This window comes from Bradyrhizobium sp. in8p8 (assembly GCF_000426845.1).
Taxonomy (GTDB): Bacteria; Pseudomonadota; Alphaproteobacteria; order Rhizobiales; family Xanthobacteraceae; genus Bradyrhizobium; species Bradyrhizobium japonicum_C.
Map to the genome: position 1 here is coordinate 934,642 of NZ_AUGD01000002.1, position 14,240 is coordinate 948,881.

The 14,240-nt window shown below is 64.1% G+C and carries 16 protein-coding genes; all 16 read right to left on the reverse strand.

The features are described from left to right. Window positions 1-2 precede the first annotated feature (2 nt). Window positions 3-935, reverse strand: a complete 933-nt coding sequence (gene hypB, locus K408_RS0109965; protein WP_024338453.1) for a hydrogenase nickel incorporation protein HypB — start codon at window positions 933-935, stop codon at window positions 3-5. Next, window positions 935-1,276 carry a hydrogenase maturation nickel metallochaperone HypA gene (gene hypA, locus K408_RS0109970; protein WP_024338454.1) on the reverse strand — a complete coding sequence of 114 codons (342 nt, stop codon included), beginning with the start codon at window positions 1,274-1,276 and terminating at the stop codon, window positions 935-937. The genes hypB and hypA overlap by 1 nt, the downstream gene beginning before the upstream one ends. After that, a complete protein-coding gene (locus K408_RS0109975) occupies window positions 1,269-2,357 on the reverse strand; it encodes a nickel-dependent hydrogenase large subunit (protein WP_024338455.1) in 1,089 nt (362 codons plus the stop codon). The genes hypA and K408_RS0109975 overlap by 8 nt, the downstream gene beginning before the upstream one ends. Then, entirely contained in the window at window positions 2,354-2,860 is a 507-nt protein-coding gene (gene hybE / locus K408_RS0109980; RefSeq protein ID WP_024338456.1) for a [NiFe]-hydrogenase assembly chaperone HybE, read from the reverse strand. Before hybE ends, K408_RS0109975 begins: the two co-directional genes overlap by 4 nt. Next, window positions 2,857-3,066 carry a rubredoxin gene (locus K408_RS0109985; protein WP_024338457.1) on the reverse strand — a complete coding sequence of 70 codons (210 nt, stop codon included), beginning with the start codon at window positions 3,064-3,066 and terminating at the stop codon, window positions 2,857-2,859. Before K408_RS0109985 ends, hybE begins: the two co-directional genes overlap by 4 nt. Further along, on the reverse strand, window positions 3,063-3,926 hold the full coding sequence (locus tag K408_RS0109990; protein ID WP_024338458.1) for a hydrogenase expression/formation protein: 864 nt from the start codon (window positions 3,924-3,926) through the stop codon (window positions 3,063-3,065). The genes K408_RS0109985 and K408_RS0109990 overlap by 4 nt, the downstream gene beginning before the upstream one ends. Further along, a complete protein-coding gene (locus tag K408_RS0109995; protein WP_024338459.1) occupies window positions 3,923-4,369 on the reverse strand; it encodes a thioredoxin domain-containing protein in 447 nt (148 codons plus the stop codon). Before K408_RS0109995 ends, K408_RS0109990 begins: the two co-directional genes overlap by 4 nt. Window positions 4,370-4,634: 265 nt before the next feature. Then, window positions 4,635-4,931 (reverse strand): HypC/HybG/HupF family hydrogenase formation chaperone, encoded by a 297-nt coding sequence (locus K408_RS0110000; RefSeq protein ID WP_024338460.1) that lies wholly within the window; start codon window positions 4,929-4,931, stop codon window positions 4,635-4,637. 27 nt (window positions 4,932-4,958) lie between these two features. Next, window positions 4,959-5,537 carry a HyaD/HybD family hydrogenase maturation endopeptidase gene (locus K408_RS0110005; protein WP_024338461.1) on the reverse strand — a complete coding sequence of 193 codons (579 nt, stop codon included), beginning with the start codon at window positions 5,535-5,537 and terminating at the stop codon, window positions 4,959-4,961. Window positions 5,538-5,553: 16 nt separating this feature from the next. Then, on the reverse strand, window positions 5,554-6,297 hold the full coding sequence (cybH, locus tag K408_RS0110010) for a Ni/Fe-hydrogenase, b-type cytochrome subunit (RefSeq protein ID WP_024338462.1): 744 nt from the start codon (window positions 6,295-6,297) through the stop codon (window positions 5,554-5,556). Between the two features lie 9 nt (window positions 6,298-6,306). Next, a complete protein-coding gene (locus tag K408_RS0110015) occupies window positions 6,307-8,097 on the reverse strand; it encodes a nickel-dependent hydrogenase large subunit (protein WP_024338463.1) in 1,791 nt (596 codons plus the stop codon). Window positions 8,098-8,126: 29 nt separating this feature from the next. After that, the gene (locus K408_RS0110020; RefSeq protein ID WP_024338464.1) at window positions 8,127-9,218 is read right to left on the reverse strand and encodes a hydrogenase small subunit; all 1,092 of its coding nucleotides are present in this window, start codon (window positions 9,216-9,218) and stop codon (window positions 8,127-8,129) included. A 197-nt stretch (window positions 9,219-9,415) separates the two neighbouring features. Further along, on the reverse strand, window positions 9,416-10,855 hold the full coding sequence (locus K408_RS0110025; protein WP_024338465.1) for a nickel-dependent hydrogenase large subunit: 1,440 nt from the start codon (window positions 10,853-10,855) through the stop codon (window positions 9,416-9,418). Continuing rightward, complete coding sequence (locus tag K408_RS0110030) at window positions 10,852-11,868, reverse strand: NADH-quinone oxidoreductase subunit B family protein (protein WP_024338466.1); 1,017 nt, start codon at window positions 11,866-11,868, stop codon at window positions 10,852-10,854. The genes K408_RS0110025 and K408_RS0110030 overlap by 4 nt, the downstream gene beginning before the upstream one ends. 68 nt (window positions 11,869-11,936) lie before the next feature. Next, a complete protein-coding gene (locus K408_RS0110035) occupies window positions 11,937-13,256 on the reverse strand; it encodes a DUF3422 domain-containing protein (protein ID WP_024338467.1) in 1,320 nt (439 codons plus the stop codon). Between the two features lie 267 nt (window positions 13,257-13,523). After that, window positions 13,524-14,240 (reverse strand): HoxN/HupN/NixA family nickel/cobalt transporter (locus K408_RS37875; protein WP_035697968.1); only part of this gene is annotated, 717 nt, incomplete at its 5' end.

Sequence of the window (14,240 nt, forward strand, 5' to 3'; positions counted from 1 at the left end):
CGTCACTCCGCCGCCGACATTGCGGCCGGCTTCGTCGCGCGAGCCCGCTTGCGAATCCAGGCATGGAACGTCGCAAAGCCCTCGCCTGTGCGCGCCGATACCGTCATCACCTCGATCCCAGGGTTGACCCGGCGCGCATATTCGACGGTCTTGGCAAGGTCGAAATCAAGCACCGGCGCGAGATCGATCTTGTTGATCAGCATCAATGAGGCCGCGGCGAACATATCGGGGTATTTCAGCGGCTTGTCCTCGCCCTCGGTGGTCGAAAACACGACGATCTTGCAGGCCTCGCCGAGATCGAACGCCGCGGGGCAAACCAGATTGCCGACATTCTCGATGAACAGGATGCCGCCGTTCAGCCACGGCAAACGGTCATAGGCCTGGCCGACCATGGCGGCATCGAGATGACAGCCCTTTCCGGTGTTGACCTGGATCGCCGGCACGCCGGTGGCACGGATACGTTCGGCATCGTTGGAGGTCTGCTGGTCGCCCTCGATCACACCGATCGGGAAGCTTTCCTTCAACTCCGAGACCGCGCGGACCAGAAGCGATGTCTTCCCGGCGCCGGGGCTGGAAACCAGGTTGAACACAAGCACTTCGTCCGCACGGAAGCGCGCGCGGTTCTCGGCGGCGAGCCGGTCGTTCTTGCCGAGAATATCGCGTTCGACCTGGATGATGCGCTCGCTGCTCATGCCCGCGATCTCCTGGCCGGCCGGATTCGCGCCGCAATCGAGCAATCCCACCCCATCGCGGGGCTGATCATGGTGATGATGGTGGACATGATCGTGGCCGCGCCCATAACCATTATGATCATGGTGGTGTCCGCCGTGGCCATGATCATGGTTGTGGCCATGGTCATGCTCATGGCCATGATGATGATCATGCGCGTGTTCGATGGACGCCTTGCCGTCGCTGCAGCCGCAGACCGTACACATCAGTCGACCTCCAGTTCCCTTACCCGCATCTCTTCGCCGCCCGTCACCTGCAATTGATAGCCGCCGCAAGAGGGGCACGGCTCGTAGCGCTGCTTGATCTCGACGCTCTTCGAACAGGCCATGCACCAGGCCCTTCCCGGTGTTTCGACGATCTCCAGCCTTGCGCCTCGTGCGATGGTTTGCGCCGCGACGGCCTCGAAGCAGAATTTCATCGCCTCCGGGGCGACATGGCTGAGCGCGCCGATCTCCAGGCAAACGACATTCACCTTGGCAAAGCAACGCTTGCGCGCCTCCTCCTCGACGATGCCGATGATGCCCTCGCACAGCGCCATCTCATGCATGGCCCGTCTCACGGAAGCTGAGGTTGAAACCGACGCAGGGGTCGAACGACCCGATCAGTGCGCGCACCGTATCCTGCCCCCTCCGGCCAGCCGACAGCATCGCCCCCTTGAGGCTCCGAACCAACGGTCCGCGGGCGTGAAAATTCCACTCGGTCGGCGCCAGGAACTCGAACCTGACGATGCGATCCCCGTCGTCAAGCGAGACGGCGTGATAGAGCCGGCCACGCGCGCATTCGACCGCCGCTGCGCCCTTGCCTGCGCCGAGCCGATAGCTCGCGATGGCACCGTCGCCTGCATCCCGATCAACGCCCTCGAGCCAGGCGCACAGCCGCGATATCTCGGCGATGCGCGCCTTGAGCCGCGCGGCCGTGCCCGCGGCCGGCGGGACGGGTTCGCGCCGCGCCCGGCGCGCCCAGACACCGGTCTCCGGAATTCTGCCGCAGAGTTCCGGCGCGTCGGAATAGGTTGCCCCGTCCGCGAGCAGACGCGTCACGACCTCGAGATCATCCGCCGCTGTGAGAAACGATTGCTCGACCGCCGGCGGCGACAATCCCTCACCCCCGCCTCGTTCGACATAGGCGGCGAGCGCGCTGCCCGGCGCGAGTGCCTGGCCTTCGCCGGTCATCCCCAGAGCAGCGAGCGCAGCCTTGATCTGTGCCAGCACCTCACCCCGCAAAGGATCCGACACGGCTTCGCTCGCGCTGCCGAGGACCGTGCTTGCCTGCAGCACGGCACGAACGGCGGCTGCGCTGGTGCCATTGAGCGCAAACGGTCCAACAAACAGCCCCCGCAGCAATTCGGTCAGCCGTTCGACAACGACCGGAGTGACGCGACGGCGCGCGGTCGCTTCGGTCACCTCCTGCCCCTGCGCCGCTTCGACCGCCGACAGGAACGCCATCTGGTGGGCGACCGAGCACAGCGAGAACAGCCGCGGCAGCACCGGAAGCAGGGACTGGGCCGGCTTTCCCGCAAACAGCCGCGTCAGCGGCGGCCTGCTGCGCGGCTGGATCGCCACGTCGGCGATCTCGGCGCCGGCAAGCCACACCGTGATGTCGATCTCGTTGCGGAAAGCAAGGCTCATCCGCGCCGCTCCGTCAAAGCACCGCGCAGGAAGTTGCGCCGATCGATCGGGGTTGTCGCGGGCTCGCGGCGACGAACCGCCTCCTCGCTGTCCGCCGGCAACATCAGTTCGGCGAGCGCGGCTTTTGCCGTCGCCCGCGCCGCCGCCATGTCCGCGAACTGGAACATCGGCGAGAACAGCGAACAGCTTGCGATCCGGCCAACCTGTCCGACCTCGCTCAGGGTGAATTCGATATCGCCTGCGGGGAAGCGGATGCGCATCGTCGCAGCCGGGCCGTCCCGCACTGCGCTCGGCGGCATCACCACATTCATGAACCACGGCGTGACCATGACGCCGACGATCGTGCCGTTGAAGCGACGAAACCCGACCGCCTCGACGCCGAGCGCTTCGTTGTAGATCGGCAGATCTCGCATCGCGCGCTCGCCGATCTCACGATAGCTTTCGGCCAGAAGCTCGCCCCACGCCACGGCGTCGACGTCAGGTCTTGGCGCGCTCGCCGTCATGACTCGATCGCCATGAACTTTGACTTCGGCGCGTCGCAGTTCGGACAGTGCCACTCATCCGGCAGCGCAGCAAACGGCGTGCCGGGCGCGATCTGCGCGACCTCGTCGCCGTCGGCCGGATCGTAGACAGTCCAGCAGATGCCGCATTCCAGCCGCGTGGCTTCGGCAACGTCCTGACGCACGCCAAAATTCTCGAAAGCGGTCATTTGAAGTAGGCCTCGATGATCTCCTGCAGCCGCTCGGCGGAATCCTCGAAATCCTCGTCCGCTGCAAGTGCGACAGTCGGCACACCGCCGACTTCCAGCGTATCGAGAATGATGGTGTCCATGGCGTTGAAGAACTGCACCGACCAGACATTACGGATGCCGGTCGATAGCACCCGACAGGTGCCGTAGCCGCGCGAGACGAGCTGGATCGGTCCGTTCCGGATCGTATCCTGCAGGAAGCTCATATCGACCGGGCTCATCGGCAACAGCGTGAAATTGATGATCTGCGAGCGAATGCCGGGCCGCCAGGCCAGCGCGCGTTCGCGGATCTCCGCAAGCACCGGCAGCACGTTCATTGCCCCCTCCGGCGCCTGCCCGATCTCGAAATCGGCGGAGGTCAAATCGGCGGCCGCGCGTCTGACGATCTCCGGAATGGCACCGATCTCCAGGTATTCGGAGGTCGCGTCGGTCTCGAGCCGCACGCGCCAGATGCCGGCCAGGACCGATTCCTGGATCTGCGCCAGCGATCCGTCCGGCAGCGCGACGACCCCGCCGACCTCCCCCTCGCCGAGCACGTCCGCCACGAGCTTGCTCTCGAGTTCGTTGAGGTTGGCGAGACGAAACAGCTGGGTTGGCGCATCCGCCTTCTGGGCCGCGACGGCCGCCGCGATTTTCGAGAGCAGCGCGACCGCGTTCGGACAGCTCTTGGCAAGTTCCGCGCTGTCGAGCGTTGCAAGTTTTGCAAGAGCGCCGGCTGCCGTCAGGCTGCCGTGCGACGCGTTGAGACTTTCTTCGCCGATCGGAAACACGCTGACCGGTTGCTCGGCGCCGTCAGGCGCATCCCAGAAGCCGACCTTCATAGCGTGACACCTCGTGCGCGGTGCTGAGGAACGATGGTGACAGCGACGGCGGCGTTTTGCCCGCGCGGGCGGTCTATCAGTTTCGTGATGCGGTCGATGTAGACCGACCAGTCCTGGATCTTGGCGATCAGCCCCAGCGTCTCGCCCTTGGCGACGAAGACCAGCGTAGGCTGCACGCGTATGCCGAAACGCTCGCCGAGCGCTCGCTCGGCATCGCGCGCGATGACCGCGCCACGAAGCCGATCGCCGAACGCGCCGATCAACTCCGGCAGCACCACGGCGACGTCGATCGCCTCCGGGAAACGGTTGGGATCGCCCGCCGACAGCAGCACTGCGATCGCACCGGCTCCGTCGGCTCCACCCAAGAATGGATCGATCGTGGCGGCATCGACCTCAGGCAGGCCGTGCCGCGCCAGATCTTGCTTCCCCACCTGGAATTCCATCACACCCCCCCTGACAAGCTTTTGATTTTGCTCGTCATAGGATTAGCAAGGCACATGCCAGGACGAACCAGCAAATCCGACGATCTAGCTAATTGATTCACATAATATATTTTTATTCGCGCGGAAGCATACATCCATTGATGGCAAGATACTTTCCACCTTGGGTGAAATCAACCTTTGCATCTAGAAAGCCACCTTCCACTGGCGCGCAATGTCGCGAGCCGATCTGGCGCGCGGCACAATGAACCCCGACGCAGAGGCGGGCTTACTCCGACCGAAGGTGTGCAGGCAGTTGCGGCTCGCGACCAATCAGGTCGGCGAAAAAGCGGTCGCAATCCTCGCCATCGAGTGCGGCGCCAAGGCCGTCAATTGCAGCCCCGATCAGGCGGGCCTCTTCCTCATCGAGCAGCCGGATTGCGGTATCGATGTAGACCAGCACGTGGGCCCCGACCGGCGGACTGGAAAGCAGCAGCAGCGAGACGCGGCGCTGCTCGCCACGAAATTCGCACAGCGCCGACATCCCATCGGTCTCGACAATCGTCATCGGCAGGCCGAGGCACATCGCGCTTTCTCCAAAAGGGCCGCGCCGTCAGGCCGGCCGCATCTCATAATTGAGATGATCGATGTCGTTGCCGAGCAGCCGCTCGGATGCCGGCAATGGTTCGCGGCGCGGCCGCACCTCCCCCCCCCACTCGGCCAAGATCTGACAGGCAAGATCGATCGCGGGCGCGATCTGGCCCCGCACGGGCGCCGTCAGCGGCCCACCCCAATCTTCGAGGTCGAGCGGCTGGCAGCCGATCAACACGAGGTGTTTCGGGCATCTGCCGAGCAGATCAGCTGCGCTGATCACCTCCTGGAAGCCGGTTTGGTGCAGGCTCATCTTCTTGGCGCCGGTGAAGCGCGGCACCTCGTCGTCGCGTACCAGCTTCAATTGGCCCGGCGCGAGGCCGTAGTCGATGGCATCGAACACGATCAGGCGGTCGGCCTCTTCCAGATAGTTCACGAGGTAGAGACCCTGCGTGCCGCCGTCGAGAATGGTGACGTTGTCAGGCACGTCGTAGCGACGGTGAAACTCCTCCACCGTACGCACGCCAAAGCCCTCGTCGGCCCACAGGATATTGCCGATGCCGAGCACCAGAATGCGGTTGTCTTGCGAGGATGTCGGCATCGATAGCGTTCCCGTCTCAATCGCGGAATTGCCGTTCGCCCGATATCATCGAGGAGATGATGCTCTGGCGCGACATGATGTCCTCGCGGATCGCCGCGTAGATGTGCACCGTCACGAACACGACCAACGCCCACATGCCGAGGTGATGCCAGGTGTGGACGTCCTGGCTGTTCGGCCAGATCGCAAACACCCAGCCGAACAGCTTGTACTGCCAGCTGTCGATGCCCATCCCTTCCGAATAGAGTGCAAAGCCGGTGACGATCATGAAGGCCACGAACAGCGTGAAACCCGTGAACATCGCGGTCTGCGCCAGCGGGTTGTGACCAACATACATCTTCGGCTCGCGCTCCAGAAACGCGTACCAGCGGATCTCGTGAAGCACTTTCTTCCAAAACTGCTTGCGATGAACCGGAATGTAGAAGATTTGCCGCGAGTGGTGATTGCCGACGAAGGCCCATAGGATACGCGTGAGAAAGAACACCGCGAGCACCTGTCCCGCGGCGAAATGGGCGAAGCGGATGTAGCCCATGACGAAATGATCCGACGCCTCGCCTGCGACCGTCGGCAGCGGCGAGCCGATGAAATAACCGGTCACCATCAGCACCAGAATCGAGAACGCGTTCACCCAGTGGCAGATCCGCACCGGTGCTTCGTAAACATAGACGGTGGGCCGCCCCACCGCACGTTCTCCGGAAGCGTCGGCCGCGATCGCCGCGAGGTCGGGCCTGCCGTCCGAAGCAGGAGCAATTGCATCCATCATGGCGACCTCCTACCTGACCTTGATCTTGGCGAGTTCCTGGCCGTCCGGGCTCATGACGTGCGTCGAACAGGCGAGACACGGATCGAATGAATGGATCGTGCGCAGGATTTCCAAGGGCTGCTCGGGATTGACCATCGGCGTGTTCAGGAGTGATGCTTCGAAAGCACCGATGTTTCCCTTGGGATCGCGCGGCGAGCCGTTCCAGGTGGTCGGCACCACGCACTGGTAGTTGTCGATCTTGGTGTCCTTGATCTTGATCCAGTGCGCGAGCGCGCCACGCGGGGCCTCGGTGAAGCCGACGCCCTTGGCCTCCTTGGGCCAGCTCTCCGGCTTCCACTTGTCGACGTTTGCGGTCGAACTGTCGCCGGCTTTGATGTTGGCGATCAGCTTGTCCTGGAAGTACCGCATCTGGCGCCCGGCCCAGACCGATTCGAGCGCACGCGCCGCAGTGCGGCCGAGCGTCGAGAACAGCGCCGACGTCGGCAGATTAAGATCCTTCAGGAACTTGTCCACTGGGTCCTTGAACTCCGCCTTGTTCTGCGCGTAACCGACGACCCAGCGCGCGAGGGGTCCCACCTCCATGGCGTGTCCCTTCCAGCGCGGCGCCTTGATCCAGGAATACTTTCCGCCCTCGTCGAGCTGCTCGATCGCGGTCTTGGTGCCCTTCGCATTGGCTCCCAGCACGTAGTTCGGCTCGGTGATGCCGTCCCAGGGATGCAGTCCCTTCGTTTCATCGGGATATTTATACCAGGAGTGGACCACGAACTCCTGGATCTCGTTCGGGTTGGCGTGATCGACCGGAAACACCTCGGACAGATTGCCGTTGATGATGGCCCCGCGCGGCAGTTTCAGGCTCTTGTCGGAGTAGTCATTGGCATGCTCGGGCACGTCTCCGTAGGAGAGCACGCTCTGACCCGAAAGGCCGCCGCCATAGAGCCAATCCTTGTAGAACGAGCCGATCGCCGCCACGTCGGGCAGATAGACCTGCTCGTTGAACTGGATCAGTTGATCGATGATCGACGAGATCAGGTTCAACCGCTCCATGTTGATGGCACCCACCGCGCCGGTGCCGTCGACATTGATCGGACAGGGCACGCCGCCGACTAACCAGTTCGGATGCGGGTTTTTGCCGCCGAAGACAGTGTGAATCTTGACGATCTCCTTCTGGAAATCGAGCGCCTCCAGATAGTGCGCCACCGCCATCAGATTGGCCTCGGGCGGCAGCTTGTAGGCCTTGCTGCCCCAATAGCCGTTCTTGAACGGTCCGAGCTGCCCGGACTCGACGAACTTCTTCAGCCGGGTCTGCAGATCCTTGAAGTAGCCCGGCGACGACAGGGGCCAGCTCGAAATCGACTGCGCCAGCGTCGAGGTCGCGCGCGGATCGGCCGAGAGCGCGGAGACCACGTCGACCCAATCCAGCGCATGAAGGTGATAGAAATGAACGACGTGGTCGTGCACCTGCAGCGCCAGCTGCATCAAATTGCGGATCGAATTGGCGTTCTCCGGAATGGTGATCCCGAGCGCGTTCTCGACCGCGCGCACCGATGTCAGCGCGTGGGTGCCGGTGCAGACTCCGCAAATCCGCTCGGTGAACGCCCAGGCGTCGCGCGGGTCGCGGTTCTTCAGGATCACTTCGATGCCGCGCCACATCGTGCCGGTCGAAACCGCATTGCGGATGACGTTATCGGCGTCGACATTGACCTCGACCCGCATGTGACCCTCGATACGCGTCACCGGGTCCACGACGATGCGCTTTCCGGAATTGTCGAGATTGAAGCCGTTGGGAGTCTGGATACCCATGATTGTCCTGCCCTGCTGTGTCTTTTCGATCAGCTGTTGTGGTCGGCGTCTTCGCGCTTGGTCGCGAGCCGCTTGACAGCGGTCACAGCCGCATGCGCCGCCACCGCGGCGCCGACGGCGCCGGCCGCCACCATGCCGATCTGGTCGGCGTTCTTCTCGATGCCGAACTGCTTGATGCTGGTGAGACGGTCGTAGAACGAGCCCTTGTCCCAGAAGCCGTCCTCGGAGCAGCCAATGCATCCATGGCCCGACTGGATCGGGAACGAGACACCGCCGTTCCAGCGCACGGTCGAGCACGCGTTGTAGGTGGTCGGCCCCTTGCAGCCCATCTTGTAGAGGCAGTACCCCTTGCGCGCGGCCTCGTCGTCCCACTCCTCGACGAACTGCCCCGCGTCAAAATGCGGGCGCCGGTAGCACTTGTCATGAATACGCTGCGAGTAGAACATCTTCGGCCGGCCCTGGCGGTCGAGCTCGGGCAGCTTGCCGAAGGTGGTAATGAAGGTGACGACGCCGGTCATCACCTCGGCGATCGGGGGGCATCCCGGCACCTTGATGATCGGCTTGTTGGTGATCACCTTGTCGATCGGCGTCGCCTGCGTCGGATTGGGCTTTGCCGCCTGCACGCAGCCCCAGGAGGCGCAGGCGCCCCAGGCGATGATCGCCATCGCGTCCTCGGCCATCATCTTCAGCTTCTCGACGAACGGCTTGCCGCCGTCGATGCAGAACATCCCGCCTTCGTTCAGCGGCGGATTGCCTTCCACCGCGAGAATGTACTGGCCTTTGTGCTTGGCGCGGGTCTCCTCGAGGATGGCTTCGGCCTGGTGGCCAGCAGCCGCCATGATGGTGTCGTCGTAGTCGAGCGAGATCATCGACAGCACCGCATCCTTGACCAGCGGATGCGCGGAGCGGATGAAGCTCTCCGAACAGCAGGTGCATTCGAGGCCGTGCATCCAGATCACGGGCACGCGCGGCTTGGTCTCAAGCGCGTTGGCGATACGGCTCGCCGCCAGCGGTCCGAGGCCGAGGCTGGTTGCCGTCAGGCTGCAGAATTTGTGAAAGCTCCGACGCGTGATGCCTTGCCGCCTGATCACGCTGTAAAACGTTTCCGTCGCCGCGCCCATGAATCCTCCCGCCTTCGGCTTTGACTTTTCGATGACGCCAAAGACAGCAAGAAGCAGGCCAACGACTTGGAACGATTCAAAAGTGAAGAGATTCCAAAACCTTGCGCATGGAGCCGCGTGGGCGGGCGGTCCAGCGCGAGGCTAAGAACACCAGAAACGGAAACAACTCGATTTGCAGTCGAAAAGGAAGTTTCCGGTCAGTGCGCAGTGCACACCATGCAGGGATCGAACGAACGCACGATATGCTGGATCGCGACCGCGCGCGCGCCGGCATCGCCAACATCAGTGCCGACCAGCGCCTGCTCCAGCGGACCACCAATGTCGAAGGAATCGCGCGGGGAAAAATTCCAGGTCGTCGGTGCGATGATCTGGTAACGCTCGATCTTGCCGTCGCGTACCGCCATCCAATGCCCAAGACTGCCGCGCGCAGCCTCGACGAGGCCGACATAGCTGCCGTTCGGGACTTCCCGCCCACCGTGACAGAACGGCTCAGACAGCCGCAGCGCGCGCGTCCACTGCTCGATCGCGAGCGCAATCCGCGCAGTCTCGATCAGCCGCGCGATCACGCGGTTGCGCACATTGGTGCCGCTGATCGAAACCAGGTCGGTAATCAGCGCCTGCCCCGCCACGGTCTGGCGCGCGATGGCGCCGACCTCGATAGGCTGTCCCGACAGCCGCGGCGCCTTGCACCAGCTGTAGCCCGCCGGCTTGTCCGGGTCCGGGACCGTGCGGCTATGGGCCGGATCGGCGGAAGATTCCCGCATCCACGCGTGAGAGACATCTTCGGTGATCTGCGCCAATGGCAACGGCTCGATCGCAGCACGCGGGCCGAACAGGCCGCGCGGAAACAGCTCGCCGTCGGGACCATGATAGGCGCCATAGCTCATCATCAAGCCGCTGCCCTTGCCGAGCCCGGTGAGTGCGAGACGATCGGCAAGCCGCAGGAAATGGGCAAAATCGCCGCCACGGCCGTCGCGCCAGCGATCGAGCTCGTCCGCGGTCGCAATCGCCAGCACATTCTCCAGCGCATCTGCGAACACGACACGCTCGAGAAAGCTACGGAAGGCCGTCGCGATGGACAGCAGCCGGACGCGCTCGCCGAGATCGATGGCGCGCGTGGTTCCGCCAGGCTGGAACGCGAGGCTATGCGGCCATTTTCCGGCGATGATGCCCATGATCTCAAGCAGTCGCGCCCGAGCCGGCAAAGCGTCGCGCGCCGCGCTGCCGCGGGTGGCGGCGAAGCGCTCGCGCGTCGCCTCGTGCCAATCATGCGCGGCGTAGGCCTCACGGGCAAAGTCCGGCATGAAGAAGATATAGAAATGGGTCAGGTGGTCGGCCGCGTTCTCCGCAGCATGCGCAATATTGGTCGCAAGCAGTCCATTGGGCGCGGCCTCGATAGCCATCGCATCGCGCAGGGCCGCCGCCGCGGCCACCGATTGCGAAACCGAGCAAATGCCGCAGATCCGCGGCGCCAGCGCCAGTGCATCGAGCGGCGGCCGCCCTTCGAGGATCTGCTCGAAACCACGGTAAAGCGGTGCAGTCACCTCGGCACGCACAACGCGCCCGCTCTCGACGTCGAGACGGACTTCGAGGTCGCCTTCGACACGGTTGAATGGGCCGATCGTGATGCGCGTCATGATGATCGTTTGGCCGCGGAGCCGCCGGGTGGCACCACCACGTGATCGGCGGTCGCATTCAACCGTACCCGCCGCGGCGTCGCCGATTTCGACAATGCCGCGAGCGCGACAAACCAAGCCTTTGGCATGTCGGTAGGCAGTCCGACCGGAATGCCCGCGAGCTTGGCGGTCTCAAGGAAGTTCTGTGCACCTTCGAAACCCGGCGATGTGCAGGCAATGCAGGCATAGCCGCCTTTGGTGCAGGAGCCGCCCCCGTTCCAGGAGCGCTGGTTGCAATCGCCCACCGCCTGCGTCGCCTTGCAGCCGAGATGCTCCATCAGGCAGCCGCGCTCCGACATCGTCTCCGCGCTGGCCTTGAACTCGTAGAACTCGTTCCGCGAACAGCCATGATGGGCCAGATGGTTGGCGATGAACTTCGGCCGTCCATATCCGTCGAGGTCAGTTGCGGCAAGATCCTTGGTGGTCAGCGCCAAGATGGTTTCCATCATCCAGCCCGGGTGCGGCGCGCAACCCGCGACGTTGATGACGGGCAGACCAAGCCGCGAGCGGAATGCCGCGCCCAACGCGCCACCACTCTCGGATCCCTCGAACTGCAGGCCGACGGCATCGGTCGGGTTCGAGCCTGCGGCCGGAACCCCGCCATAGGCCGCGCAGCTTCCGACTGCGATCACATAGTCAGCACGCGGCGCAAGGTCGAGCATCCAGCTGTAGACGGAGCGATTGGTGCCCGCGAGCATGTTGAAGCGGCCGGTATCATGCGGCCCGCGGGCGACCGAGCCTTCCAGAAGAAGCAGGTCGAGCCGAACCCTGCCGTCGAGCACGGACTGCAGGACTTCGAGCGCTTCCTCGCCAGTCTCTTCGCTAACGGACGGATGCCATAGCAGATTGACGCCGAACTGCCGGAGTTCGTCGAACCAGCCCGAGGCGCCGCTCTCGAGAATCGACATGGTGCATCCGCCGCAACTGGCGCCCTGCAGCCAGAGCACATTGGTCATTCCGTCGGATGGGCGCATCTCGTTTCTCCCGCTCGCCCCCAGCTTCAACCGCTCACCAACGAAGCGCAAGAGGCTCGTTCAAAGGCTCAGTCGTGGACGCCCGGCATCTCGTCGTGTTTCAAGTGCCGCCTGCGGATATTGCGGGTGACGATCCAGATCACGGCGACAGCCACCGGAACGAAGATGGCGGTCGCGAGCGAGGGTTCGACATGGAGGCCGCCATCATGCGCGCCCTTGGCGACATAACCGAACAGGCTGACGACGTAATATCCGATGGCCGCCACCGACAAGCCTTCAACCGTGCTCTGAAGCCGCAATTGCAGCCGGGTGCGTTCATTCATCGAGCGCAGCAGATCGCGATTCTGCTCCTCGAGCTCGACGTCGACGCGCGTGCGCAACAAATCGGCCGCCCGCGCGAGCTTGATCGACAAGTCGGCCTGCCGATCCTCCATCGTCGCGCAGGTGCGCATCGCCGGTGCCATGCGGCGGGCGAGGAAGGAGGACCAGGTCGGATAGCCCGCAACCTCGCCGCCTTCGATGACGGCGAGACGGGCCTGCACGATATCGTAGTAGGCCCGGCTGGCCCCAAAACGAAACGAGCTGCCGGCCGCTCCCCTCTCCAGCGACGCGGCCAGAGCGGTGAGTTCGCCCAGGAGGTGGTTGTTGAGCTTGAGACCTTCAGCGCGCTGCATCTCCTCGAGCACTTCGACGAGCCGCCTGCCGATATGATCGACGGAGGGTGCAAGCTCGAGCGCAGCGGGCAAGCCCAGCAGCGCAAGCGTGCGATAGGTCTCGATCTCCAGCACGCGCTGCACCAGGGCGCCGAGACGGCCCGGCGACAGACCGTCATTGCACACGAGAATGCGGACGAAGCCCTGCTCGTCCGTACGGAAGTCGGATGCAACGACGGCCGGCCCGCTGCGGACCGCGGCTATGGCGAGGCTGCCTCTCTCGAAAAGCTGCTGGGCACGCTCCAGCGCCACCGAGGTCGGTTCGACCTCGAGCTTGACTGCAACCAGCAACTGACCGGACTGAGGGAGCGATCGGATCAATGCGGCGGCCTCGTCGCCAATCTCGCCGAACCCGCGAGGGGACGCACCAGGGTTGCTCAGGATCCAGGTGAAGGTGCTGAATTCCGAGTGCTGCTCCCAGCGGAGCTGGATCCCGTCGATTGTCACCTGATGGTGTTTGGCCCCGGCATCAGGCGTCGCCTGCCCGTGCGATGTACAGAATAGGACGAACTTCTGCCGATCGGCTGCGGCGCCCTCGCCCTCGTTGAGAAAGGCGAAGCGCAGCACCGTAACCGGGGCCACCAGCCGGGTGAATGGACGAGCATGCACCTCGGCCAGCACCGCACCACGCTGCGGATGCAATTCAAAGCCAGCGAGATCGAGCTCTCGGTTCATCAGCGGTCCTCTGCTACGCCTTCAGGTCGCGATGTATCCAACGACCGCATCATTGCTGGTTATACAAGGATGCGGTGACCGGCCAAGCCGGGGCCTTCCGGTGCGGCGCGACGGAACCGTTTTCTTTTGCCCTCGGCGCTCGCCACGGCTGCTGTGGGTGGGCGGCCGTGCGCGTGAAGGACTGTTGCTCTGCGCGAGGGCGGGGCCTTCGTCGGCGCGCAGCGCCAAGGTCGAGAGTGCGTCAGCGCGCAGCCTCGGTGGCCGGACTCAGGCCGCCTCGGCCGCATCCGCGCATTCCAAGACTTTCGTTCCGGCACGGTGGCGCCCGTCCCCGACAATGCGGCGATGGAGCACGACCGAGACGAGCCAGGCGATCGCGAACAGCGCGATGACCACGAAGCCGACATTGGCAAGCGACTCGTTGAGGCTCTCGACCAGCATCCACATGCCGCCGGAGAGGCCGAGGCGGTCGCTGATCAGCCCAAACGCCTCGACCCCGCCGATGAACAGCGCCACTGCGACGGAGGCCCCGGTGATCGTGAGGTTGTACCAGAGCTTGCGCATCGGATCGACGAAGGCCCAGCGATAGGCGCTGACCATCAACGCGGAATCGGCAGTGTCGACCAGCGCCATGCCTGATGCGAACAGCGCCGGGAAGACGAGGATATCGGCAAGCGAAGCACCGCGCGCAGCTTCGCTGGCGGAGATGCTGAGCAGGCCGATCTCGGTCGCTGTGTCGAAGCCGAGGCCGAACAGGAAGCCGAGCGGATACATGTGCCAAGGCTTGGTCACCAGGCGGAACATCAGGCCGAGCAAGCGCGCGAGAAGGCCGCGATGGGCGAGCAGCCTGTCGAGACCTGCGGCATCGTGAAGGCCCTGCTCGCGCGCCGTGCGAAACGTCCGCCACAGGCCGGCGAAGATGGCGAGATTGATGGCTGCGATTACGAGCAGGAACAGCGCCGACACCGATGTCCCGATCAGGCC

Bases quoted from the DNA above. Each gene is read 5' to 3' on its own strand.
- hypB (WP_024338453.1), bottom strand. From the start codon at position 935: ATGTGTACGGTCTGCGGCTGCAGCGACGGCAAGGCGTCCATCGAACAC.
- hypA (WP_024338454.1), bottom strand. From the start codon at position 1,276: ATGCATGAGATGGCGCTGTGCGAGGGCATCATCGGCATCGTCGAGGAG.
- K408_RS0109975 (WP_024338455.1), bottom strand. From the start codon at position 2,357: ATGAGCCTTGCTTTCCGCAACGAGATCGACATCACGGTGTGGCTTGCC.
- hybE (WP_024338456.1), bottom strand. From the start codon at position 2,860: ATGACGGCGAGCGCGCCAAGACCTGACGTCGACGCCGTGGCGTGGGGC.
- K408_RS0109985 (WP_024338457.1), bottom strand. From the start codon at position 3,066: ATGACCGCTTTCGAGAATTTTGGCGTGCGTCAGGACGTTGCCGAAGCC.
- K408_RS0109990 (WP_024338458.1), bottom strand. From the start codon at position 3,926: ATGAAGGTCGGCTTCTGGGATGCGCCTGACGGCGCCGAGCAACCGGTC.
- K408_RS0109995 (WP_024338459.1), bottom strand. From the start codon at position 4,369: ATGGAATTCCAGGTGGGGAAGCAAGATCTGGCGCGGCACGGCCTGCCT.
- K408_RS0110000 (WP_024338460.1), bottom strand. From the start codon at position 4,931: ATGTGCCTCGGCCTGCCGATGACGATTGTCGAGACCGATGGGATGTCG.
- K408_RS0110005 (WP_024338461.1), bottom strand. From the start codon at position 5,537: ATGCCGACATCCTCGCAAGACAACCGCATTCTGGTGCTCGGCATCGGC.
- cybH (WP_024338462.1), bottom strand. From the start codon at position 6,297: ATGATGGATGCAATTGCTCCTGCTTCGGACGGCAGGCCCGACCTCGCG.
- K408_RS0110015 (WP_024338463.1), bottom strand. From the start codon at position 8,097: ATGGGTATCCAGACTCCCAACGGCTTCAATCTCGACAATTCCGGAAAG.
- K408_RS0110020 (WP_024338464.1), bottom strand. From the start codon at position 9,218: ATGGGCGCGGCGACGGAAACGTTTTACAGCGTGATCAGGCGGCAAGGC.
- K408_RS0110025 (WP_024338465.1), bottom strand. From the start codon at position 10,855: ATGACGCGCATCACGATCGGCCCATTCAACCGTGTCGAAGGCGACCTC.
- K408_RS0110030 (WP_024338466.1), bottom strand. From the start codon at position 11,868: ATGCGCCCATCCGACGGAATGACCAATGTGCTCTGGCTGCAGGGCGCC.
- K408_RS0110035 (WP_024338467.1), bottom strand. From the start codon at position 13,256: ATGAACCGAGAGCTCGATCTCGCTGGCTTTGAATTGCATCCGCAGCGT.